General features: G+C 57.7%; 26 protein-coding genes. 11 read left to right on the plus strand and 15 right to left on the minus strand.

Translation table 11 applies throughout. The features are described from left to right. Positions 1-192: 192 nt before the first annotated feature. From SIB72_RS01370 to SIB72_RS01430, 13 genes are all read right to left on the minus strand, one after another. On the minus strand, positions 193-648 hold the full coding sequence (locus tag SIB72_RS01370) for a YchJ family protein (protein ID WP_413744366.1): 456 nt from the start codon (positions 646-648) through the stop codon (positions 193-195). Continuing rightward, positions 649-1,728: a DUF3326 domain-containing protein gene (locus SIB72_RS01375; RefSeq protein WP_413744367.1), complete on the minus strand. Its 1,080-nt coding sequence runs from the start codon at positions 1,726-1,728 to the stop codon at positions 649-651. Beyond that, positions 1,725-1,937: a hypothetical protein gene (locus SIB72_RS01380; RefSeq protein ID WP_244281587.1), complete on the minus strand. Its 213-nt coding sequence runs from the start codon at positions 1,935-1,937 to the stop codon at positions 1,725-1,727. Before SIB72_RS01380 ends, SIB72_RS01375 begins: the two co-directional genes overlap by 4 nt. Then, positions 1,934-2,269 carry a 2Fe-2S iron-sulfur cluster-binding protein gene (locus SIB72_RS01385; RefSeq protein WP_115120478.1) on the minus strand — a complete coding sequence of 112 codons (336 nt, stop codon included), beginning with the start codon at positions 2,267-2,269 and terminating at the stop codon, positions 1,934-1,936. Before SIB72_RS01385 ends, SIB72_RS01380 begins: the two co-directional genes overlap by 4 nt. Before the next feature lie 371 nt (positions 2,270-2,640). Continuing rightward, positions 2,641-3,591 carry a F0F1 ATP synthase subunit gamma gene (locus SIB72_RS01390; RefSeq protein ID WP_115019534.1) on the minus strand — a complete coding sequence of 317 codons (951 nt, stop codon included), beginning with the start codon at positions 3,589-3,591 and terminating at the stop codon, positions 2,641-2,643. A gap of 13 nt (positions 3,592-3,604) precedes the next feature. After that, entirely contained in the window at positions 3,605-5,125 is a 1,521-nt protein-coding gene (atpA, locus tag SIB72_RS01395; protein WP_115120479.1) for a F0F1 ATP synthase subunit alpha, read from the minus strand. 58 nt (positions 5,126-5,183) lie between these two features. Then, positions 5,184-5,732, minus strand: a complete 549-nt coding sequence (atpH, locus tag SIB72_RS01400; RefSeq protein ID WP_413744368.1) for an ATP synthase F1 subunit delta — start codon at positions 5,730-5,732, stop codon at positions 5,184-5,186. Beyond that, positions 5,732-6,253 carry a F0F1 ATP synthase subunit B gene (locus tag SIB72_RS01405; RefSeq protein WP_115120481.1) on the minus strand — a complete coding sequence of 174 codons (522 nt, stop codon included), beginning with the start codon at positions 6,251-6,253 and terminating at the stop codon, positions 5,732-5,734. The genes atpH and SIB72_RS01405 overlap by 1 nt, the downstream gene beginning before the upstream one ends. Next, positions 6,250-6,717 (minus strand): F0F1 ATP synthase subunit B', encoded by a 468-nt coding sequence (locus SIB72_RS01410; RefSeq protein WP_115019541.1) that lies wholly within the window; start codon positions 6,715-6,717, stop codon positions 6,250-6,252. Before SIB72_RS01410 ends, SIB72_RS01405 begins: the two co-directional genes overlap by 4 nt. A gap of 94 nt (positions 6,718-6,811) precedes the next feature. Further along, a complete protein-coding gene (gene atpE / locus SIB72_RS01415; protein WP_007098848.1) occupies positions 6,812-7,060 on the minus strand; it encodes an ATP synthase F0 subunit C in 249 nt (82 codons plus the stop codon). A 172-nt stretch (positions 7,061-7,232) separates the two neighbouring features. Continuing rightward, a complete protein-coding gene (gene atpB, locus SIB72_RS01420; RefSeq protein WP_115019543.1) occupies positions 7,233-7,958 on the minus strand; it encodes a F0F1 ATP synthase subunit A in 726 nt (241 codons plus the stop codon). Between the two features lie 24 nt (positions 7,959-7,982). Beyond that, positions 7,983-8,375, minus strand: a complete 393-nt coding sequence (locus SIB72_RS01425) for a hypothetical protein (protein WP_413744369.1) — start codon at positions 8,373-8,375, stop codon at positions 7,983-7,985. A 47-nt stretch (positions 8,376-8,422) separates the two neighbouring features. Further along, positions 8,423-9,625: a class I SAM-dependent methyltransferase gene (locus tag SIB72_RS01430; RefSeq protein ID WP_413744370.1), complete on the minus strand. Its 1,203-nt coding sequence runs from the start codon at positions 9,623-9,625 to the stop codon at positions 8,423-8,425. A 165-nt stretch (positions 9,626-9,790) separates the two neighbouring features. Between SIB72_RS01430 and SIB72_RS01435 the strand changes: the two genes are divergently transcribed. The 7 genes from SIB72_RS01435 to SIB72_RS01465 all read left to right on the plus strand — a co-directional run bounded on the left by SIB72_RS01435 (position 9,791) and on the right by SIB72_RS01465 (position 18,335). Then, positions 9,791-13,333 (plus strand): phycobilisome rod-core linker polypeptide, encoded by a 3,543-nt coding sequence (locus SIB72_RS01435; protein WP_413745155.1) that lies wholly within the window; start codon positions 9,791-9,793, stop codon positions 13,331-13,333. 317 nt (positions 13,334-13,650) lie between these two features. Beyond that, on the plus strand, positions 13,651-14,136 hold the full coding sequence (locus tag SIB72_RS01440; protein WP_115120484.1) for an allophycocyanin: 486 nt from the start codon (positions 13,651-13,653) through the stop codon (positions 14,134-14,136). Between the two features lie 41 nt (positions 14,137-14,177). Next, positions 14,178-14,666, plus strand: a complete 489-nt coding sequence (apcB, locus tag SIB72_RS01445) for an allophycocyanin subunit beta (RefSeq protein WP_115019550.1) — start codon at positions 14,178-14,180, stop codon at positions 14,664-14,666. Between the two features lie 5 nt (positions 14,667-14,671). Further along, entirely contained in the window at positions 14,672-14,872 is a 201-nt protein-coding gene (locus SIB72_RS01450; protein WP_007098856.1) for a phycobilisome linker polypeptide, read from the plus strand. Between the two features lie 224 nt (positions 14,873-15,096). Continuing rightward, positions 15,097-16,260, plus strand: coding sequence for an FtsW/RodA/SpoVE family cell cycle protein (locus SIB72_RS01455; protein WP_413744371.1), 1,164 nt, complete (start codon positions 15,097-15,099; stop codon positions 16,258-16,260). Positions 16,261-16,367: 107 nt separating this feature from the next. Then, positions 16,368-17,036, plus strand: coding sequence for a cytochrome c biogenesis CcdA family protein (locus tag SIB72_RS01460; RefSeq protein ID WP_413745156.1), 669 nt, complete (start codon positions 16,368-16,370; stop codon positions 17,034-17,036). Positions 17,037-17,039: 3 nt separating this feature from the next. Next, positions 17,040-18,335 carry a cytochrome c biogenesis protein ResB gene (locus SIB72_RS01465; protein WP_413744372.1) on the plus strand — a complete coding sequence of 432 codons (1,296 nt, stop codon included), beginning with the start codon at positions 17,040-17,042 and terminating at the stop codon, positions 18,333-18,335. On the opposite strand, the gene queF is transcribed toward SIB72_RS01465, so the two are convergent. Beyond that, positions 18,307-18,717, minus strand: coding sequence for a preQ(1) synthase (queF, locus tag SIB72_RS01470; RefSeq protein ID WP_413744373.1), 411 nt, complete (start codon positions 18,715-18,717; stop codon positions 18,307-18,309). The two genes, SIB72_RS01465 and queF, sit on opposite strands and share 29 nt — an antisense overlap. A gap of 276 nt (positions 18,718-18,993) precedes the next feature. On the opposite strand from queF, the gene SIB72_RS01475 reads away from it, so the two are divergent. Then, complete coding sequence (locus SIB72_RS01475; protein WP_413744374.1) at positions 18,994-19,212, plus strand: DUF4278 domain-containing protein; 219 nt, start codon at positions 18,994-18,996, stop codon at positions 19,210-19,212. A 164-nt stretch (positions 19,213-19,376) separates the two neighbouring features. Further along, entirely contained in the window at positions 19,377-19,715 is a 339-nt protein-coding gene (locus SIB72_RS01480) for a P-II family nitrogen regulator (protein ID WP_115019558.1), read from the plus strand. Between the two features lie 26 nt (positions 19,716-19,741). On the opposite strand, the gene SIB72_RS01485 is transcribed toward SIB72_RS01480, so the two are convergent. Next, complete coding sequence (locus SIB72_RS01485; RefSeq protein ID WP_115120544.1) at positions 19,742-20,602, minus strand: TlyA family RNA methyltransferase; 861 nt, start codon at positions 20,600-20,602, stop codon at positions 19,742-19,744. A gap of 99 nt (positions 20,603-20,701) precedes the next feature. On the opposite strand from SIB72_RS01485, the gene SIB72_RS01490 reads away from it, so the two are divergent. Together SIB72_RS01490 and purB are read left to right on the plus strand one after the other, a co-directional pair. Continuing rightward, positions 20,702-20,965: a hypothetical protein gene (locus SIB72_RS01490; RefSeq protein WP_115019564.1), complete on the plus strand. Its 264-nt coding sequence runs from the start codon at positions 20,702-20,704 to the stop codon at positions 20,963-20,965. Positions 20,966-21,008: 43 nt separating this feature from the next. After that, the gene (purB, locus tag SIB72_RS01495; RefSeq protein WP_413744375.1) at positions 21,009-22,304 is read left to right on the plus strand and encodes an adenylosuccinate lyase; all 1,296 of its coding nucleotides are present in this window, start codon (positions 21,009-21,011) and stop codon (positions 22,302-22,304) included. Positions 22,305-22,306 lie beyond the last annotated feature (2 nt).

A 22,306-nucleotide genomic window follows, 5' to 3' on the forward strand; every position in this document is an offset into this window, starting at 1 on the left:
CCAGAGCATCAACGACATCGACAGTGGACCATCAAAAGTGGGAGCATCGAGAGCCTCTGCCTCATCAACAACAATCACTTGATGCTTATAACTCAGCACTCTAGAGGCCACAATCTGCCGCGAAAACAAAGGCCCACACGCAGAAAAGATGTTAAATAGAATCCAAAACTTGCTCAGTAGCTGCCAAAACAATCAGGCATGAACAAGCTCTAACGAAAGAGGTCTTAGATAGAGCCAGTCGCCCTCAATTCGATCACCACAGCGCTTGAACAGTGATGCTTCTTTCAAGATTCTGTGCTGCCCAGATTCTTTAAAATCCGCTTCAAAGCGAACACAACCGGTCAGATCGCCGCTTCCTCCTCCCTCCACCGCTTGGATGCGAAGTTCCAGCCATCGTGTCTGGCGGCAATGCGCGCGAAGGTCTCGCCGCTGTCGCGCCGGCGAATTCTCGCGATCGAGATGGGTCTTGATCAAGTAATCCACCTCCCCTTTCGCAAAGGCGCTGTAACGGGAGCGCATCAACTGCTCAGCCGTGTCCGCCATCACCAAACCCTGGTGCAAGGGTGCGCAACAAACGGCATAGCGCTGACCACTGCCACAGGGGCATGGAACAGCGCTGTCTTCCGCAACTGTGAATCCTCGTCCCACCTAGAGCAGCTCCTGCAACCCAGAGAGGGGACGCTGAAGAGAGGCTGGGCTGACCCCTTCCCGCAGCGCCAGCACCAGTCCTGCCGCCTCTGCATAGGACGCTGCAGGTAGCAACTGGGCGTAGGACTGGAGGCCGAGAGCTTGTGCCGTCACCGTCAACAACGACGGATTGGCGACCGTGATCAAAGGGATGTTTTGCTCTAGGCAAGCGAGCACCGGTTCTCCCCCAAGCGCATCTGCAGGCACCACCACGGCACCCAGATGCTCAACGCTCAGATCCGAACCGTGGGCAGAGGCCTCCGCAGAGAGCAGAGTTGGGGCCCGGCTCAGCCCCACCAAGACGCAGGCCAAAAAGGTATAACCCAGCTCTTCAGCAGCTGCTCTTGGATCAAGCTCAGGCTCGACAGAAAGTGGTGACAAGGCAGGAGCATGGGCACAGGGAATCTGCAGGTGACGCACCAGAAGATGACTGATCACGGCCTCCGCACCGGCAAGAGCATCCACACCACTGCCGTGCCGATAGGCCGCCAGCGCCTCACTGTGAGGGTCCTCAGGGAAACGTGTCACAACGGCAATAGCAGTGGCACCAGCCGCCTTGAGCTGATCGCCGGCACGCAGCAAGGCATCGGGACGTTCCAACGTGCCCGAGCTGATACCGCTCTCCCCAAGCTCCAGATGCACCCCCAGGGACACATCACTCGTCACCACAGGTCCAATCTCCAGACCAAGGCTGGCGCGACAAGCATCGGCCACTTGCAGGTGCCGATGCCGCAACTCAGGTTCAATGGCCGCATCCAGCAGCAAGCCAATCCGATGCCCCCGAACTGACCGCAAGCGCCAGTCCCCGACCATGAATCGGTCGACCGCATAGCCCTCCACGTAGTGGATGCGGGGATCACTCCAGTACAGCGCCGCGCCGTTCATCACGTTGGGATGGGTGATCAGGCAACCACTAGCAGCGGCCAACAGCCGTGCACTAGGCAGCGCATCACCGGCGAAACCACCGATCTGACAGCCGATACCAGTGGGAACCAGCAGCAGCGTGGGGAAGGGTGCGGCGCATCGGTCAGGCCCGCTCATTGGATCAAGACAGCCTCGACTTGCAGGGTCAGCACAGCAATGGCATCAGTCGTAGAAGCAGTCGTGCCAGCAGTGCGGTGAACACTGGTGATCGCCCAACGCAAGGGCTCCCCCTCATCGCGGAGCTGATTCAGAACCCAAGCATGCAACCCGGAAGGTGGAAGGTCTGCCGGGCAGGCCAGCATCAATCGCCGAGAGGCGAGTTTCACTTCTGATATTGACCAAATTGCGCTTCATAGAGAGCATCCTCTTGGCCGGCCACAATTTTGAGGTCTGAGCGAGGGAACGAAACACAGAGGAGGGCAAAGCCGTCGTTGCGCAGCTCCTCCTTCACTCCCATGGCATCGGGCTGATGCACTTCACCCTGCGTGATGCGCGCAGCGCAGGTGGTGCAAACACCAGCACAGCAAGAGCTGGGAATCATCACCCCGGCATCCTCTGCCGCTGACAGCACGGTCTGATCTTCAGCACACTGGAAAACCTGCTGCTGACCATCCAGCTCAATGCTGATGGCATAGCTCGTGCCAGTCGTGTTGCTCATCCTTCCAGGAACGCACCAGAAAGTTCATCCTCTCAGGGCGAGGGACGATTGCGACCCTTCTCTTGCATCAGAGCAGTGCGAGATGGGCATTGGGATGACGAGACCAGCCCTGCGGACTCAGCCAGGACTCCCCCACAGAGGGCAGCCAACTGTGGTGATCCGAAGGCGCTTGATCTCAGCTGCGATCAAGCCTGCGTGTGCTGGAGACGAATCCGTGCACGCGCCCTCGGAGCACGACCATCTCCGGCAACGCACAAGACTCCAAAGTGATGATCGAGACAGGCGCCAGTTCCCGACACTGAAATTCGACAAATAAAAAGCCGGTCCCGTCAGGAACCGGCTGAAGAAAGAGGTGAGAAGCAATTCAGCGATTAGCCAGCTGCTGCGGCACCACCAACCACTTCAAGAATTTCCTGAGTAATGGCGGCCTGACGCGCTTTGTTGTAATCCAGAGTCAGTTCCTTGGCGAGTGCCTTGGCGTTGTCACTGGCATTGTTCATCGCCGTCATTCGACTGGCCAATTCAGACGCTGCCGATTCCTGCAGAGAGCGCAGAAGCTGGTTCTGGAGGTAAAGGGGCAGCAAGGCATTCAGCAACTGATCTGGAGTTTGCTCAAACACAATGTCCGAAGGAATCTTCGGTTCAGTGTTGGCAGGTGCTGCACCAGACTCGACAGTGAGGCGCCCCTCTTTCGTTGTGAGACGGAAAATCTCATCGTCTGGATCCGCAATGTCTTGAGGATCAAGCGGAAGGAGTGTCTGAACAACCGGCTTGCAGCTCACCAGGTTGATGAACTTGGTGTAGATAATCTCCACACGATCGGTGCTCCCCGAGAGAAACTCAGCGAACAACTCATTTGCAATTGAGCCGGCTTCCTCAGCGGTTGGGACCTGCTCAAGACCAGTAAATGTGGCCTGAGTTGGATAGTTGCGGTTCGTGAAATAGGTGATCGCCTTGCGGCCAATCAGAACCACATCAACCTTGAAACCCTTGGCCTTGAGTTCATTAAAACGCTGTTCGGTGCGCTTGATGATGTTGGTGTTGTAGCCACCGCAGAGACCACGATCGCCGGTGACAGCCACAAGAGTGATGGTGTCGACAGCTCGCTGCTCCAGCAGAGGAGCGTCAGCGTCCTCAAAGCGCATTCGTGACTGCAGATTTTCCAGCAGACGAGCGAGTCGATCCGCGAATGGACGACTGCGCAACACCTGTTCCTGGGCTCGACGGACCTTTGCCGCCGCCACGAGACGCATGGCCTCAGTGATCTTGCGTGTGTTTTTGACCGATTTGATCCGGTCTCTGATCTCCTTGAGATTCGCCATGAGTGAAAACCTCTCAGTTGGCCGTGGCCAGCATTGTGGACGTGACTTCTGAGATGGCCTCCTTAAGCATGGATTCAGCGTCAGGGCTGAGCACCTTCTCGGTCTGAATTTTCTGGATGAAATCAGGCTTGTTGCTCTTCAGATACTCACGCAGCTCGCGGGAGAACTGAACCACCTGATCCACAGGAACATCATCAATCAAACCTTTCACACCGGCGTAAACGATGGCCACCTGCTCAGCAAGAATCAACGGGCTGAACTGAGGCTGCTTAAGAAGTTCACGCAGACGCTTACCGCGGCCGAGCTGCTTCTGTGTGGCGGCATCAAGATCAGATGCGAACTGAGAGAAGGCAGCCAACTCGTCAAACTGAGCCAACTCGAGCTTGAGGGTACCGGCGATCTTCTTAATGGCCTTGGTTTGAGCAGCACCGCCCACTCGGCTCACAGAGATACCGACGTTAATGGCAGGACGCAGACCAGAGTTGAACAGATCAGAGCTGAGGAAGACCTGACCATCGGTGATCGAAATCACGTTGGTCGGAATGTAAGCAGAAACGTCACCAGCCTGGGTCTCAATGATTGGCAGAGCAGTCATCGAACCTTTGCCCATGGCATCAGAGAGCTTGGCTGCACGCTCAAGCAGACGACTGTGGCAATAGAAGACATCTCCGGGGTAAGCCTCACGTCCGGGTGGACGGCGGAGAAGCAGTGACATCTGGCGATAAGCCTGTGCCTGCTTGGTGAGGTCGTCGTAGATGACCAACGTGGCCTTGCCTTTGTACATGAAGTACTCAGCAATCGAGGCACCGGTATAAGGCGCCAGGTACTGCAGAGCCGCGGCCTCGGAAGCGTTCGCGGCAACAACCACGGTGTAATCGAGAGCTCCACGCTCGCGCAGCACTTCAGTCACCTGGGCCACCGATGCAGCCTTCTGGCCAACGGCCACATAGACACAAACCACATCCTGATCCGCCTGATTGAGGATCGTGTCGATCGCAATGGCGGTCTTACCGGTCTGGCGGTCACCAATGATCAGCTCACGCTGACCGCGACCGATCGGAATCATCGCGTCAATCGCCGTGATGCCGGTCTGCATGGGTTCATGCACCGACTTCCGCTGAATAATCCCCGGAGCGGGAGACTCAATCAAACGAGACTCGGTCGTCGCGATATCGCCCTTACCATCCATGGGTTGGCCCAGTGGGTTGACCACGCGGCCCAGCATGGCGTCACCTACAGGGACGGATGCAATCTTTCCGGTCGCACGAACGGTGCTCCCTTCCTGAATGCCGTTGCCCTCGCCCATCAGAACGGCGCCGACGTTGTCGTCCTCAAGGTTCAGGGCGATGCCTTCAGTGCCGTCTTCAAACTCAAGGAGTTCGCCGGCCATGGCCTGCTGAAGGCCGTAAACACGAGCGATACCGTCGCCCACTTGCAGGACAGTACCGACGTTGCTGACAGAAACGGACTTGTCATAGTCCTCGATCTGCTGTTTGAGGATGGCGCTGATCTCGTCAGGACGGATGGAAACCATGGCGGGTAATCCCTAGGAAGGGTGGTGAGTAGAGGAGCAGGAAGGGGTGGAGGAGAACTCAGCTCGTCTTGGCGAGTGCCAGACCGAGGCGGCGAACCTGACCAGCGAGGCTGGCATCAATGACCTGGGAACCCAGGTTGACAACAAAGCCGCCAATCAAAGAAGGATCAACGCTCAGATCCATCTCGACAGATCCTTTGCCGAGCATCGCCTGAACCTTTTGGGTCAGGGCTGCCTGCTGGGCTTCGGAAAGCGCTTGGGCCGTGGCCACCTTGGCCAAGGAGATCTGGCGGGACTGCCGATAGAGATCGAGGTACCGATTGAGAACCGCGTCAAAGGCAACAAGACGGTGGCGATCAGCGAGAACCTTGAGCAGATTCAGCAAAGAAGGCTGGATCTGTTCCGAAAGCAGAGTGGAGAGCACCTGCTTCTTTGCATCAGGCTCCAGAACTGGTGAGGTCATCGCTTCCCTGAAATCAGAGGAAGATGACCAGATCGACAGCAGTTGCTTGCACTGATCAGCCACATCATCCGACTCCTTGCGGGCATCGGTGACCTGAAGCAAAGCTTGCGCGTAAGGGGTGGCCAGTGAATTCAGTAGGGGCATCAGGCATCCTCCAGGTTCGAGATGGAGGCATCGATCAGTTGAGACTGAGTCTTCTCATCGAGCCGTCCGGGCAGATCGGCCAAGACCTTGTCAATCGCGGCAAGAGCGGCCTGACGACGAAGCTCTTCGGTCAGGCGTGCACCCTCAGCGTTGAGATCAGCAAGGGCATCTTGCTTGAGTGCCGCCATGGCCTCGATGGTGCGCTTTTCACCATCAGCACGAATGGCCTCAGCTCGGGCCTTACCATCAGCGCGAATTTTTTCTGCTTTTTGTTGGGCCGAAGCAAGCTCACCCTGGGCTTTGCTCAGCTCAGTAGTGGCGGCCTTTAAGCGAGCCTCAGCGTCGTCCAGTTCCTTAAGAATGGACTGACGACGGCGATCAAGCATGTCGCCAAGAAATCCCTTGAGGAAATAGACAAGCACCCCGATCACGATCACGAGGTTGATCAGATTCGTCTCAAGAGGATTGAGGTTGATCGAGAAGCCACCCTCAGTGGCGAGCACGGTGAGGAAAGACATCATGAAACGGCCAGCAGACGTTGAATGATCTGAGAGCTGAGCTGATCAACCTTGGCCATCAGCTTGGACTGAGCTGCTTCTCGTTGCTCTTCAATCTCACGACGAGCCTTCTCACGGGTGCGGTTCGCCTCGGTCTCAGCTGTGGTGATCGCATCGCGATAAAGCTTATCGACTTCCTGCTCAGCTTCGACAATCGCAGTTTGAGCAGACTGGCGAGCACCACGCAGTTGTTCAGTGAGATCAGCTTCCAGACGCTCAACTTGCGCAAGCTTCTGCTTGGCATCAGCAAGACTGGTGGAGATGTAGCCCTCACGTTCTTCAACGACCTTGCCGACCGGACGGAAGAAGAGGGAATTAAGCAGGAAGGTAAGGAGAACCACCTGAACTGCCATAAGAGGCAAGGTGGCATCGAGGTCGAAGAGACCTCCCTCCGGAACCGCCGCTTCAGCGAGCAGAAGCCAGGTCATGGAAGAGGAGCGCTAGGAAAAAGCGAAAGAATGCAGAGCAGGTTTCAAAGAGGGAGGAGTGATGCCTTAACAGACATCGCTCCTCTCACCTGCATCAACCGGCGAAGGGGTTGGCGAACAGAAGCACCAGAGCCACCACCAGGCCGTAAATCGTCAGCGACTCCATGAATGCCAGTGAAAGCAGCAGGGTGCCGCGGATCTTGCCTTCAGCTTCGGGCTGACGGGCAATACCTTCAACAGCACCTTGGGAAGCGCTGCCCTGACCGATACCAGGGCCGATGGCAGCCAGGCCGACAGCAAGACCAGCGGCAACGACAGAAGCTGCGGAAGTGATGGAATCCATGTTGAGTGCGTTTGGGGGCGCGCCGTGAAGCGCAGAGCAGTAAGGCGTGGGGATTGGTTCCCCCTGCGCAGGGACACTCCCTCAAGAGAGAGCGGGCCCGGGTATAAGCGCCGGACCTACGCGCAGATGTGTATAGCAGATCGCCTTGAAAAGGCGAATAGCGAATGTGTGACTAGTGAGACTCGTGCAGACCTTCGCCGATATAGAAGGCGGCAAGAGTCGCAAAAATCAGAGCCTGGATTGCACTGGTAAAGAGTCCCAGCAGCATCACAGGAAGAGGAACAATCAATGGAACGAGATAAACAAGCACTCCAACGGCAAGTTCATCGGCCAAGATGTTCCCGAAAAGACGGAAGGAGAGAGAAAGAGGCTTCGTGAATTCCTCGATAATCTTGAACGGGAGCATGATCGGAGTCGGCTCCACGTAAAGCTCGAAGAACCGCAGTCCTTTACGGCTGAGACCTGCATAGAAATATGCAAGGGACACGAGCAAGGCCATCGCCACAGTCGTGTTGATATCAGCTGTTGGAGCCCCGAGTTCACCCTCAGGAAGTTCAATGATCTTCCAGGGGATCAGTGCACCACCCCAGTTGCTGACGAAGATAAAAAGGAAGAGGGTTCCGATGAATGGAAGCCAATCGCGATAGTACTTCTCACCAATCTGATCACGTGCAAGATCACGCAAGTAATCCCACATGAACTCGAGGAGGTTTTGCACACCCCGGGGATCACGATCGAGCTTTCGGGTGCCGACCACCACAAGAGCGAGCAAGGCACCGATCAGGATCCAGGAGCTAAGAAAAACCTGGCCATGAAGATTGAGGTTGCCGATCTGCCAATACAGATGATGGCCAACCTCCAGTTCGGCGAACGGCAGTGATAAAGGCAGCAAAGCCATGAATGCAGGAGGGGGTGCGCGGGCTCAGCCGTCAATGACGGTCTGAAGAATCAGGGCGGGCTTGTAGAGGAGAAAACCCACAAAGGCTGGGAGGAGTTCAAGTTGGGGGAATCGAGCGGCAGAGACGATGAGAACAATCGGCACGACCAGCTGAAAACGACCAACTTGACGGGATCCTCCGCCGAGCCGGGCCACGCTGCGGGAGAGCAGGCGCAAGTAGAGAACTCCTGCGCAGGCTCCGACCAACAGGCTGCGGGCCACCAAGAGATCGAATCGCCAAGCTGCGACCAGAGTCGCAACAAGAGACACCATCAAGGTGGCCAGCATCAGGCGTCGCTGCAGGCGTACGTAGTCCTCCATACCGTTATCGGAAGGGGCGTTCGCCTCGTCCGAACTAGTGGAAGTCGCAGCCTGCAAACAACACTTGAGAAAGCGCGCGGAATCTATCACGCGAAACACCCAACTCAGCCTGAACCAGGCTTCAGCAGCAGCAGGCGTCTTTTGCAAAGGTCTCGCGCTATGTCAACGACTTCAGCTCCGATCCCGAGAGCTTTCAGGGATGTACCTGGGTGCTGCTCGACGGCTTGTAGCAGCGCGAGAGACGGCTCGTCGAGGCTGATCGGCTCGAGATCTGTGCCGAGCAGACTCGCCGAAGGCCAGCCCCAGAGACAGGGCTGAAGCTCTCCATAGGCATCAAGCAATGCCTGGTCATCCCCCCAGGTCTCGACCTGCACAGGCTGGGCGCTGACAAAGAATTCGAAATGACTGATGTCTGGATCGAGTTGCTCGATCAAGGCCCATTGCTGGGGCAATGGGAGGGAAGAAGCCCTCTGAAGCAGTTCGCCCTCAAGCAAACGAGCTGGATCCCAGACAGCAGGATTTGAAAATCCTGCGAAGTGAAGCCCGGAGGCTTCGATGAAACCCATCAGTCGCTCGAGGTCGTAGCTGGTCTCCTGAGGGTGGAGATACATGTCAGCGAAATTCGCGTCAGCAGCACAATCCACTGACCAGCGTTGTTCGTGGTGGCGCCGCAGTCGATTGTTCTGAGGAAGCGTCTCGAACAATTCACGTCCCAGACGCAAGCCCTCAGCTCCTGTACCCACCTCCAGGAGGTTCAGAGCTCTCTGGGTTCGATGAATTTCCCAACGTCCAGCATCCGCATAAAGGAAAAGATGCAAAAGCCCGTGGGGCGCAAGCAACTGAGCCAAGGACGTCAGTCCGGCCTCAGGGGCATCGAGATGATGCAGGACACCCACGGAATTGATGTAATCAAAAGGTCCTTCGCCCTGAAGATCCAGCAGGCTCCGTTGTTCCTGCCTTAATGAAGTGACCTGATCTGCCCCACCGGAACGACGGAGGCGTTCACGGGCAACCTCGAGAGCACCTGCACTGATATCAACAGCCAGCACATCAGCACCTGGATTGAGATGGCAGAGGTAATCAGTGCTGACTCCTGTGCCGCAACCGGCATCGAGAATCTTCCAGGGCCTTCCCCCAGCCGGCTCAGGCTGAAGTTCACCATGCACGGCTGCATGCACGCTGCGTAGGCACCAGCGCCAGTTGTATCCAGGCGGAGGACCATCCTGCACAGGATCACCCGGATAGGGGAAACGGTCATAGAAGGCGCTGACGACAGGGGTGGCGGCGTCGGTTGAGTGCTCAGGCATCGGCTTGGGTGCTGGGCGGTGAAGTGCAGGGTCGACGGGCCGAGCATTTCACGGGCGATGGCCACCAAAGCGACCAGCACCGACCCCCTGCAAACATTTGTTCATGCAGGCCGGGAAGGCCATGAAGCGAGCCGTAATCTGGCTCGATCTGGCTTGCTTTCGTTCATGACCGTGACCGCCAGCAGCGGCAGCCCAAGGGTGACGCCCCAGCTCTTCGACACACTGCCGCTGTCCAGCGTGCGTCAGGCCGAACAGCAGGACCGCTTTCCTGATGGTGGCGAGCTCAACAACCTGATTACCTTTTTCCGGAGTGGTCAGGATCGGATTGAGGCATCAAGGGTTCTAGCTGACAACGCCGAAGCCATCGTGGCGAGGGCCGCCAATAAGATCTTTGCCGGAGGGACGCCTCTCTCCTTTCTGGAAGCACCGCTCAGCAGAGGGGAAGTACAGCGTCGAGACGGCACGGTGCTTGCCTCCGACCAAGCAGCGTTCCAAGCGTCAATCGAGACGTTTACAGGAGCCAGTGCGGCAACAGGCGGCGGTAATGCCTTCACCCGCCTTTTGCGGGGAAATAGCGAAGATGCCGACGTTCGAGTCGTTCTCCCGACCGGTTTCGCTCCGATCAGCGTGGCCAAATATGGCCCCGAACGCATGCGCAAATCGGTGCGTGACCTCGGCTGGTTCCTCCGTTATGTGGGCTATGCCCTAGTGGCAGGAGACCCAAGCATTCTTTCGGTCAATACCCGCGGACTTCGCGACGTTCTTGAGAAGGGATGTTCGCTTGCTGCCACCAATGTGGCACTCCAGGAGATGCGTGCTGCAGCCGCCAGCTTGCTGCGCGATCGCCCAGAAGCACGTGAGATGGCCGTTCAGTGTTTCAACGTGCTGCTCCAAGAGCTCGCCATCGCAACGCCCTCCAGCCGACAGAAACTAGGCAGTTCAGAGCGTCAAGGCCTTCAACTGCCAGCGATCTATGCCCTCGCTTCACAGGGAAAATCCCCGCGTTACAGCATCAAGCTGGGGATGAGTGGGGCTGAACGTCAGGAGATCGTACGTGCCGCTTACCGCCAGGTTTTTGAACGCGATATCGCCAAGGGTTATTCCCAGGCACCTTGTGCCCAAGAAGCCTCTCAGTTAGTCCAGGGCAAAATCTCAATGCGCGAATTCATTCGCGCCCTTGGTCGATGCAAGGAATACCGCCAGCAATTCCACGACAGGTTTGTGAACAGCCGAGTTGTTGAACTCGCTTATCGTCACTTCCTCGGCCGAGGGGTTAGCTCCCTCGAGGAATTCAAAACCTCATTTGCCATCCTCAGCGACCAAGGCCTCCATGGTCTGATTGATGTGCTTGTGAACTCCAGTGAGTACGCACAGACCTTCGGAGAAGAGACAGTTCCATTCCTGCGTGACCTTGGTGAAGAGGCCCAAGAAAGTGCTGGGTGGGGTTCGAACCGAAAGCTTTTCCGCTTCAGCGCACCTTTCGAGGGAGCACCCCAATACGTCACCCTTTACGCCTCTTATCGACAGCCTTTCGCTGATCAACACGTCTACGGAGGTGGGAATGATCCGATTGGCAATCAGTACGGTGCGATTTTCCCGAGTGGCACTGCTTCCGTAGCCACACGCCCAGCGCCCTATGGCTACGACAGCCGACGGCTGCTGGTCAGCAACGGGCTGGCCTCTCCAGGCCAGATGGACAGCGCTCAGTTCCGAAGCAGCCGTCCCCGCAAAGTCGGTCCCCGTGTGGTCCGACTTCAGCAGATCGCCACCGGCGGAGCAGCGCGTCCTCGGCGGGGTGGTTTGCCCAGCGTTCGAAATACGGAAGCCAGTACGCAAGCGGTGATCAACGCTGTCTATGTGCAGGTTCTCGGCAATGCCGGCTATGCGGGTGAACGCGTCTCATCAGACGAAGCACGTCTGGAGAACGGCGACATTTCCCTGCGCGATTTTGTGCGCAGTGTTGCCCGTTCTGATGCCTTCCGGCGTCGCTACTGGAGCGGCCTCTACATCGCCAAGGCCATCGAGGTCATGCATCGTCGCCTCCTGGGGCGACCAACATTTGGTCGTTGGGAGATCGATTCTCTGTTTGATGTCGCGGCTCGCCATGGCTTCTACGGTCTGATTGATGCCTTGATCAACAGCAAGGAATACTGCGATTGCTTCGGAGAAGACACCGCTCCCTATGAACGCTTCATCACCCCAGCCGATCTCAATACGCGGCGGGTTCCAACTTGGAAGCAAGCCATCAATCTCGAAGCTCTTGCTTCTGGTACAAAGTCAGAGAGGCCTGAGGCCCAAACTGTCGAGAGGCTCAAGACCAGCGGCGATCTCACACAGCGAAACATCCAGGGAGCCGGAGGTCAGATCAAATGGGAACAATCCTCATCCATTAACAATCGGAACAACGAGCAACTAACGTCGTTTGCTCTCACCAAGCAATTCAACAAAACAACGAAAGCAAAAACTCCATCCTGGCAAGCCAAGGTTGAGTTCAGAGGGATCGTTAATCCCGAGATTCCTGGAGAAAAAATCCTTCAGGCCCTAAGGCGTAATGACATCAATGGCTTTGCAGCACGCGTTGGCCTGAAAACCTCGATTGAATTAAAGCCACCATTTACAGAGGAAGCTCTTTCTTCCGTCATCGACGAAACCTATCGACAGCTCCTCAATCGCATCCCATTCGATGACGAACGCTTAGTTGAAGCAGAGTCTCAACTCAGAAACCAGACAATCCCCCTTGTTGGTTTTATTGAAGCTGTTGCCCTCAGCGACACGTTCCAGAAACGTCTGAGCGCAATGGCTCCATTAAGAGCAGCTGCTGCAGTCAGCCTGGCCATTCTTGGTCGCGCTTCAACTCCTGGAGAAGCGGCTGAATTCGTTCAGACCAGAGCCGCCAATGGCCAACCCGCTGCCATTCGCAAGGTCTTCGAACGGCGCGAGGCCGATGATGCCAACCGCCTCCTCCAAATCAAACTTCCTTCCACGGATGGTCGCCAAAGCTTCAGAGAGCTGCAAACCACCCGGCAGGACAGCTTGCCAAGACCCATTGCTCCGGTGACACCACCGATCTTCGAGGGAGATGGTGAAGGCAAAACAACCACCCTCTTCAATGCGGTCAAGACCCAGGCCATTCAAGCGACTGCAGCACCTCTGCCTCCATTAGCCAGAGCACTTGAGAGCAAAGACACCACAGGATTCCAACGCAAGGCAGGGATCCCATCACCCATCCTTCTCACTCCTCCGTTTAGCGAGGATGAATTAAGCATTGCCATTGATGCGACCTATCGCCAACTCATCAACCGCATCCCCTTAGATAACGAGCGATTGACGAGCGCTGAATCCCTGCTTCGCAATCAAGATCTGGACATCTCAGGATTTGTTGAAGCAGTCGCCATGAGCGATCTCTTCCAACAACGCCTCTCGAGCATGGCGCCCCTTCGCGCGGCATCTGCCGCCGCCCTAGCCCTGCTAGGACGAGCAGCCACCCCAGCGGAAGTCGCCGAGTTCTTGAAGATTCGCGCTGGGGCTGGACAGCTAGAAGCGGTGCGCTCGCTTCTGATGGCTGCAGAGTCCCTCTCAACAAATGAAGTCCCTCGCGTCCAAGGGATGGAAACAAGTCCAGGCCAATCGCAATCAACAGTGATTCGCACAGCATCACTGTATCGAGGCAATTCAGCTCTCAATCCTCCAAAAGATTCGGCGATCTAGATTAATAACAGCCCCCAAAACAAAGACCTCTAAAAACATTGGCCCGCAATACGCGGGCTTGTTTTCTTTGGTTGCTAACACAATGTGACAAAAAGAGGCGGACCTTTCAATAGCAGAAAATAACAAACGCGAAACAGCAGAATCGCTGCGCTGCAACCGTTTTGGGCCCGCACCGCCCATGAAGAACTGTTAACGAGTTCTAATAAGTGCAGGCCGCTGACCGCACAATGATTGGGCGGTCAGCCAAAATGATCGCGTAAACCTTTCACCGGATCTCGGCCTCCTACGGGCGGTCGCTTGTTTCGAGGCAGAACTGCATGAGCATCGTCTCCAACTCGATCATCAACGCGGACGCCGAAGCCCGCTATCTGAGCCCTGGCGAACTCGACCAGATCAAGGCTTTCGTTAACGGCGGCGAACGACGCCTGCGTGTTGCTCAGGTTCTCTGTGAGAGCCGAGAGCGCATCGTCAAGCAGGCTGGTGGTCAGCTTTTCCAGAAGCGTCCAGATGTCATCTCCCCTGGCGGCAATGCTTACGGTCAGGAAATGACCGCGACCTGCCTGCGGGACATGGATTACTACCTCCGCTTGGTGACATACGGCATCGTCGCCGGTGACATCACCCCAATCGAAGAGATTGGCGTGATTGGCGCGAAGGAGCTCTATCGGTCCCTAGGCACCCCCCTCGAAGCCCTCGCAGACTCCGTGCGTGAAATGAAGACCGTCGCCATGGGCCTGCTGACCGGCTCAGATGCAGAGGAAGCCGGTTTCTACTTCGACTACGTGGTGGGCGCCCTCGCCTGATCCCCTGTCCCTCCTACTGACAACGCTCTTCCTACGGATCCATGCAAGACGCCATCACCAACGTCATCAATAAGTCCGACGTCCAGGGCCTGTACCTGGACACGGCTTCGATGACCAGCCTTGAGTCCTATTTCTCCAGTGGTGAGCTGCGCGTTCGTGCCGCAGCCACCATCAGCTCTAACGCCTCCGGCATCATCCGTGATGCCGTCGCCAAGGCACTGCTGTACTCGGACATCACCCGTCCAGGCGGCAACATGTACACCACCCGCCGCTACGCAGCCTGCATCCGCGATCTGGATTACTACCTGCGCTACTCCACCTACGCCATGCTGGCCGGTGACACCTCCATCCTTGATGAGCGTGTTCTCAACGGTCTTAAGGAGACTTACAACTCCCTGGGTGTTCCCATTGGCGCAACCGTTCAGGCCATCCAGGCAATGAAGGAAGTGGTTGCCACCCTCGTCGGCGCAGATGCTGGCAAGGAGATGGGCGTTTACCTGGATTACATCTGCTCTGGTCTCGGCAACTGAGAACCATGCGGTTGTTCAAAGTTACGGCCTGCATTCCCAGCCCTGAGAAAGTGCGCACGCAACGCGAGTTGCAAAACACTTTCTTCACCAAGTGGGTGCCCTACGACAGTTGGTTCGCTGAACAACAGCGAATCCAGAAGCAAGGTGGACGAATCATCAAAGTTGAGCTCTGCACAGGTGGCCGTCAGGTCAACGTGGGCAACTAAGAGTCACCACCAAACCAATTCGTTTCCAAGCCCGGTCAATGACCGGGCTTTTTTTTGCTTCCATGCCTTGGCAAACACGGTTTAAAACGGCTGAATGGACTGAATCAGATCCTGAGTCTTTGTCCCGCAAAAGCTTGAACTCCCGACGGAGGGCTTCCTCGCGACAGGCTCGGATCAGCGCCGCAGCAGATGCGGTGCCAAAGGCCAGCAGCATCTGGTCCCGCATGCTGCCCCTTGACTGGTCTCTCTGGCCTGCCGAAGCGCGCCTGCTACTGACTCTCACGCTGATCTGGAGCGTTGCAGGACTTCTCATCCTGGGTTCTGCCAGTTGGTGGGTTGCCAGTCGTGAGATGGGAGAAGGGGCCTATTACCTCAAAAGACAAGTGATCTGGATGGTCGCAAGCTGGGGCCTCCTCAGTCTTGCTGTGAGCACCGACCTACGACGTTGGATGAAAGTGGCCGGCCCAGCTGTGTGGATCGGCTGTCTACTGGTGGCCGCCACGCTTCTTTTTGGGGACCCAGTCAATGGCGCTAGCCGCTGGCTACCGATCGGTCCGATGCAGATTCAGCCATCCGAGCTGGTGAAACCCTTCGTGGTACTGCAGGCAGCCAACTTATTTGCGCACTGGAAACGCAGTGCTGTGGATCAGAAGTTGCTCTGGCTAGGCAGCTTCGGGGCTCTGATACTGCTGATTCTCAAACAACCGAATCTGAGTACAGCGGCTCTGACGGGACTCCTGCTCTGGCTCATGGCTTTTTCTGCCGGCCTTCGTCTTCGCAGCCTGTTTGGAACAGCACTGGTCGGCGCTGCACTCGGGGTCAGCAGCATCATGATCAACGAATACCAGCGGCTGAGGGTGGTCTCCTTCCTCAACCCGTGGCAAGACCCCCAGGGCGATGGTTACCAACTGGTCCAGAGCCTTCTGGCGATCGGTTCCGGAGGCATTGTCGGCCAAGGCTTCGGACTGTCCACCCAGAAACTGCAGTACCTGCCCATTCAGAGCACCGATTTCATCTTCGCTGTCTATGCCGAAGAATTCGGATTCATCGGATCAGTCATGCTGCTGCTGTTCTTGATGCTGGTGGCATTTCTTGGGCTGCGCGTTGCCCTGCGTTGCCGCAGCAATCAGACGAGGCTCACCGCCATTGGCTGCACCACCCTCTTGATCGGCCAATCCTTGATGAATCTTGCCGTTGCTTCTGGTGCCATGCCGACAACGGGGCTGCCATTACCGATGGTGAGTTACGGAGGCAACTCTCTGCTCTCCAGCCTTCTGGTGGCAGGCCTTCTGATCCGCTGTTCGCTTGAATCCACCAGTCTCGTGGGAGGACGCCGACCGAGGCGAGCCAACGAGCGCTCCAATCAGCACCTGGCGCCAAGTCGATAGGGTGATCCATCAAGCGCACTCCGGATGCTCCGGCAGCGACCATTCACGTTTCCCTCCTGGCGATTGCTTCCCTGGATCTGTCGGATCTGGCGCGCAGCAGTGAGCAGCTGCTCACCCAGGCGCTCAATCAGCCCGGTCTCCTCACCATCGGGCTTGTCTTTGCGGGCGGTGCTCTCACCAGCCTGGGGCCTTGTTCGCTCTCCTTGCTTCCGGTGACCCTTGCCTATCTTGCTGGCTTCAAGGGCCAGCAGCCAGGCTGGCAACGCAGCCTGCTGTTTTGCTCGGGCATCGTGGGTGCCTTGGTCGTGCTGGGCAGCCTCAGCGGACTTGTGGGCCGCATCTATGGCCAGGTACCGGATGTGGTGCCAAGCCTCGTCGGCCTGCTGGCGGTGGTGATGGGACTCAATTTGCTTGGCCTGGTTCGGCTCCCCCTTCCTTCAGGCCCGGATCCAATCCGCTGGACTGAGCGAGTGCCAGCCCCCCTGGCACCGATCGCAGCCGGACTCGCCTTCGGCTTAGCAGCGTCGCCCTGTACAACGCCTGTGCTGGCGGTGTTGCTGGGCTGGATTGCCACAAGCGGCAGACCACTCGTGGGCGTGCTGCTCCTCACAAGCTTCGGGGTCGGCCAAGTGCTGCCCTTGCTGGTCGCCGGCAGTGCTGCCGCCAGTGTGCCCAAGCTGCTGGCATTGAGACCGATCGGCCGATGGGTTCCACCCATCAGTGGTGTGGTGTTGATCTGCACTGGCATGCTCACCCTTCTGGCCCGCTGGAGCTGATCGATGACACTGCTCCGACGCCTCGCAGCCCTGCTCTCCGACCTGCGGCTGGCCATCCTTCTCCTTTTGCTCATTGCCAGCGCTAGCGCCATCGGCACCATCCTTCCCCAGGGGGAAGACCCTGCTCTCTATCTGGAGCGATTCAATGCCGACCCTTGGCTGGGAGTGATCAACGGCGAGCGCATGCTGCAATTGCAGCTGGATCATGTCTATTCGAGTGGTTGGTTCCTAGGCCTCCTTGGCTGGCTCGGTGTGGCGCTCATGCTCTGCAGCTGGCGGCGTCAATGGCCTGCACTGCAATCCGCCCTGCGCTGGATCGACTACCGCGAACCCCGACAACTCAGCAAAATGGCGCTCGCCGAAACGGTGAGCAGCCCTGATCCGAAGAAGGGGATCACCAATCTGGCGACCAGCTTGCGAGCGCAGGGATGGCAGGTTCAGGAACAGCAAGGTCGGCTGGCAGCCCGGCGTGGGGTGGTGGGCCGCGTAGGGCCTCTCCTGGTGCATACCGGGATGGTCCTGCTGATGCTCGGGGCGGCCTGGGGGTCCCTCGGAGGCAATCGACTGGAACGGTTTCTGGCGCCAGGCCGCAGCCTTGACCTTCTCGACAGGTCCGGTAACAGCCAGCTCACGCTCAGGCTCGATCAATTCACGATTGAACGTGACCCGGCGGGACGAACCGAACAGTTTCGTTCCCAACTCTCGCTTCAACCCCCAGGGGATCAGGAGGCGGTTTTCAAAGAAATCAGTGTCAATCACCCGCTGCGATATCGCGGCATGACCGTTTATCAAGCGGATTGGTCCCTCGCCACAATCACAGTTCAGCTGGGCCGAAGCCCCCTGCTGCAACTGCCACTCCAGAACTTCCCTGAGCTCGGAGACCAGCTCTGGGGCCTTGTCCTACCAACCCGCCCCGATGGGAGCGAACCTGTGCTCCTAACCTTAGGGAGCGAAGCCGGGCCGGTTCAGGTGTTCGGGGAGGGCGGCGAGCTGATCACCAACCTTCGCCCAGGTGGTTCCTCCGTCGAAGTCAATGGCCTGCCCTTGAGGGTGGTCGAGGTGATGCCCGCGAGCGGACTGTTGCTGAAGCGCGACCCTGGGGTGCCCCTGGTTTACTCCGGCTTCGCCATCACCCTTCTGGGGGGGGGCCTGAGCCTGGTAGCCACCCGTCAACTTTGGGCCGTGGAAGACCCCAAGCATCAGAAATTACACATCGCAGGACTTTGCAACCGCAATCTGAGCGGCTTTGCGCAGGAGTTCCCCACTTTGCTTAGCAGGGCTGACGAAATCCGTGCGTGACACGCACAACCGTGTGCACATTGCCTCTGGGATTGAAATCGGCTTCGAGCTGCATCCACACCGGCTCACAGGCCACCACAAGATCATCCAGGATCCGATTGGCTACTTCCTCATGGGAAATCGTCCGGTTGCGGTAACTATTGACATAGAGCTTGATCGCCTTGAGCTCAACCACTTTCGGCCCCGGTTGATAGAGCAACCGGAGCACAGCGAAATCGGGATACCCCGAAAACGGACACAGGCAGGTGAACTCTGGCAGTTCGATCGAGACCTCGTAGGGCCGTCCTGGGCGAGGGTTCTCAAAGCAGATCAGTTCTGCATCGGCAATCGACCTCTCCCCATATAGAGGCGTGCGCGTGGCATCAGGGACGACTTGGCTCACAGGTCGGCAACAGACAAGTCGAACACTAAGGCTCAGGGCAAGCCCACCGCCACCACATTCCTTCAGGAAATATCCATGAAGGAATGATCAAATGTTCACCATGAACAGCGGCATCTCGATAAAATGTTAAAGAAGGACAAAACGTTGAGCTCCAGCGGTGCTTTGCACCGACCCACCAGCAGGAAGTAGCCCGTCCGCAAGGCGAAGCAACGCTCCTTCTTTCGAAGCGGACCCGGCCAAAGCCGGGACAAGGTTCATCCCTTCGAGTTGCCCACCATGACCACTCAACTGCGCACCTATCGCGGGATCCAGTACGACCCCAGCAAGCACGAACAGGCCAGCAGAGCCAAGGTTGATCACACCTACCGTGGCCTGCACTACGAAGCTCCTCTGCGACACGACGCGGCAGCGCCCGATCCACGCGTAGAGCTCCATTACCGAGGCAGCGTGTATCACCATCGCCGCCAAGAGGCCCAGAGCAGCTTGGACTCCTGAATCAGTAGCAGCCAGCACAATCCTCTCTCCGAGGCTGAGTCCTAATGGGCGAAACCTCAGAGAGACCTTTTCAATTCATCCTGCAATATCTTCCGGTGCAGGCTCTACCGAAAGCAGGCCTTTTCTGACACACTTTTAACACTCGAAATTATCGATCGCCGTCCATGAAAAAAGTCGAGGCCATCATTCGCCCCTTCAAGCTTGAGGACGTCAAACTCGCCCTGGTCAACGCCGGCATCGTTGGCATGACCGTGAGCGAAGTACGCGGCTTCGGACGCCAGAAAGGCCAGGTGGAGCGCTACCGCGGATCTGAATTCACCGTTGAATTCCTACAGAAACTGAAGATCGAGGTTGTGATCGATGACAGCAATGTTGAGGCTGTCGTGAACGCCATTGCTGAGGCCGCCAAAACAGGAGAGATCGGCGACGGCAAGATCTTCATTTCCCCAGTCGACAGCGTGTTGAGAATCCGCACTGGTGAGCGCGACGGCACCGCTCTCTGACGACACGTCCACCCGCTCGGATGACTTCATTCAGCCTTCGCCAGGGTGGTAGTCACCACTCTGGCGATGTCTGTGTCATCGACCTCGGTCACAGCTTGACCCTTGCGTGAACCAGACAACCAGACCAGATCCGGGCGCCCGGCGCGCAACCAGAGCAGATATTCGTGATTGCCGGCCGGTCCGGTAATGGGCGAGCCAACGAGTCCGTAAGCCTGCCAAGCGAGACCAGATGCAGCCTGAATCACTCCACGCAAAGCATCGCGATGGGCCCCAGGATCTCTGACGACTCCTCCCTTCCCCACCCGTTCACGACCCACTTCAAACTGGGGTTTCACCAGCAGCACGGCTTCGGCTTCCGAAGGGGCAAGCAAGGCCTGAATCGCTGGCATCACCAGACCTAGCGAAATGAAAGAGACATCCGCTACCGCAAAGTCGGGGCGGGGATCATCAGGTCCATACATCTCTTCGGGGGTGAGCCTGCGCAGATTGGTGCGTTCTCGCAGCACCACCCTGGGGTCGGTGCGCAGGCTCCAGGCCGTCTGGCCATAGCCCACATCAATTCCATAGACCCGACGCGCACCGTGCTGCAAAAGGCAATCGGTGAATCCACCGGTAGAGATCCCACCATCCAGACAAACGCGACCCTCAACTGTCAGAGGAAACACCTCGAGCCCCTTCAGCAATTTCTCTCCTCCACGGGAGACAAAACGTGGGGGTTGCTCCACAGTCACCGTGAGATCCATGGCCACCTGCTGGCCAGGCTTATCCAGCAGCAGCCCGCTTCCATCACGAACCTTGCCTGCACGAATCAACAACTGAGCCTGCTGCCTGGTTGGCACCAGGCCCAGCGTCAGCAAATGCTGGTCCAAACGGGTCTTATGTGCCATTTCGTCATAAAAGCAGAGGGGAAAACCGAACAAATCCGGGGGGTAAGTCCAAAGCCTGGATGACCTCCGGGAAGATCAACCCAATCCGCCCATCGGGACGTGTCAGCTAGTCAGCCTCCCCGCAGCCATCGCCACGGCCGAAACCGGGCTGAACGCGTTCTCAGCGCCGTCTCCCCAGCTCCAAAGCACGACGTGTTCGAACTGCTGCACCCCGGTAGTTTCGTGACCCTCGATAACCATCCCTCAGACCTTCCTCCCTTTCAGGTCATCCACTGCCGTGGCGGTCGTTGCCTAGTGCGGCAGCAGGCCTGGGGCCAGCATGTGCAGTGGGAAGTGGAGCACCAGCGGCTGCATTCAGCCTGAAGGCAGGGCCATACATTGGTGACGTCGTTGCCACGCGCTGGCCTTGATCGAGAGATACACCCTGCCCGAAATGGGCAACCTCTGGACTGATAAAGCCAAATACCAGAGCTGGCTCGACGTTGAAGTGGCCGCTTGTGAAGCGAACTGCAGCCTCGGGCGCGTGCCTGAGGACGCGATGGAGGAGATCAGGACCAAGGCCGCCTTCGAGCCGGAGCGGATCCTCGAGATCGAGGCGGAGGTTCGTCACGATGTGATTGCCTTCCTCACGAATGTGAACGAGCACGTGGGTGATGCAGGACGCTTCATTCATGTCGGCATGACCAGCAGCGACGTGCTGGATACCGGCGTTGCCTTGCAGCTCAAGGCATCGGTTGGCTTGCTGCGAAAGGAACTCGCCGATCTGGATCAGGCGATCGCCAAGCTGGCGATCGCCCACAAGGCCACCGTGATGATCGGTCGCTCCCACGCCATTCATGGCGAACCGATCACCTTTGGTTTCAAACTGGCTGGCTGGCTAGCGGAGACCCGCCGCAACGCAGAGCGGCTTGAGCGACTTGAGCGTGATGTGGCCGTCGGCCAGATCAGCGGTGCCATGGGCACCTACGCCAATACCGACCCTGAAGTGGAGCGCCTGACTTGCGAGCGGCTGGACCTCACCCCAGACACCGCCAGCACTCAGGTGATCTCACGCGATCGCCATGCCGATTACGTGCAGACACTCGCACTGGTGGGAGCGTCTCTCGACCGATTCGCCACCGAGATCCGCAACCTGCAACGCACTGACGTGCTTGAGGTGGAGGAGAGCTTCGCCAAGGGACAGAAAGGCAGTTCAGCCATGCCTCACAAGCGCAATCCGATTCGCAGCGAGCGGATCAGCGGTCTGGCGCGCGTACTGCGCAGCTACGTGGTGGCAGCACTGGAAAACGTGGCGCTCTGGCATGAACGCGACATCAGCCACAGTTCCACCGAGCGGATGATGCTGCCCGACTGCTCTGTCACCCTTCACTTCATGCTGAGAGAGATGACCGCCGTCGTCTCCCAACTTGGGGTCTATCCCGACAACATGCGCCGCAATATGAACGTCTACGGCGGCGTGGTGTTTAGCCAGCGAGTCCTACTTGGATTAGTCGATGCCGGCATGAGCCGTGAGGATGCCTACCGGGTCGTGCAACGCAACGCCCATACGGCCTGGAACACCGACGGTGGTGATTTCCGCGGCAATTTAGAAGCCGACCCCGATGTGACCAACAAGCTCAATCCCGAACAACTGGCGGCCTGCTTCAGCACCGATCTACACCAGGCCAACCTAGGGGTGATCTGGTCACGCCTGGGGCTCTGATC

The organism is Synechococcus sp. MIT S9451, from assembly GCF_047304725.1.
Lineage (GTDB): Bacteria > Cyanobacteriota > Cyanobacteriia > PCC-6307 > Cyanobiaceae > Synechococcus_C.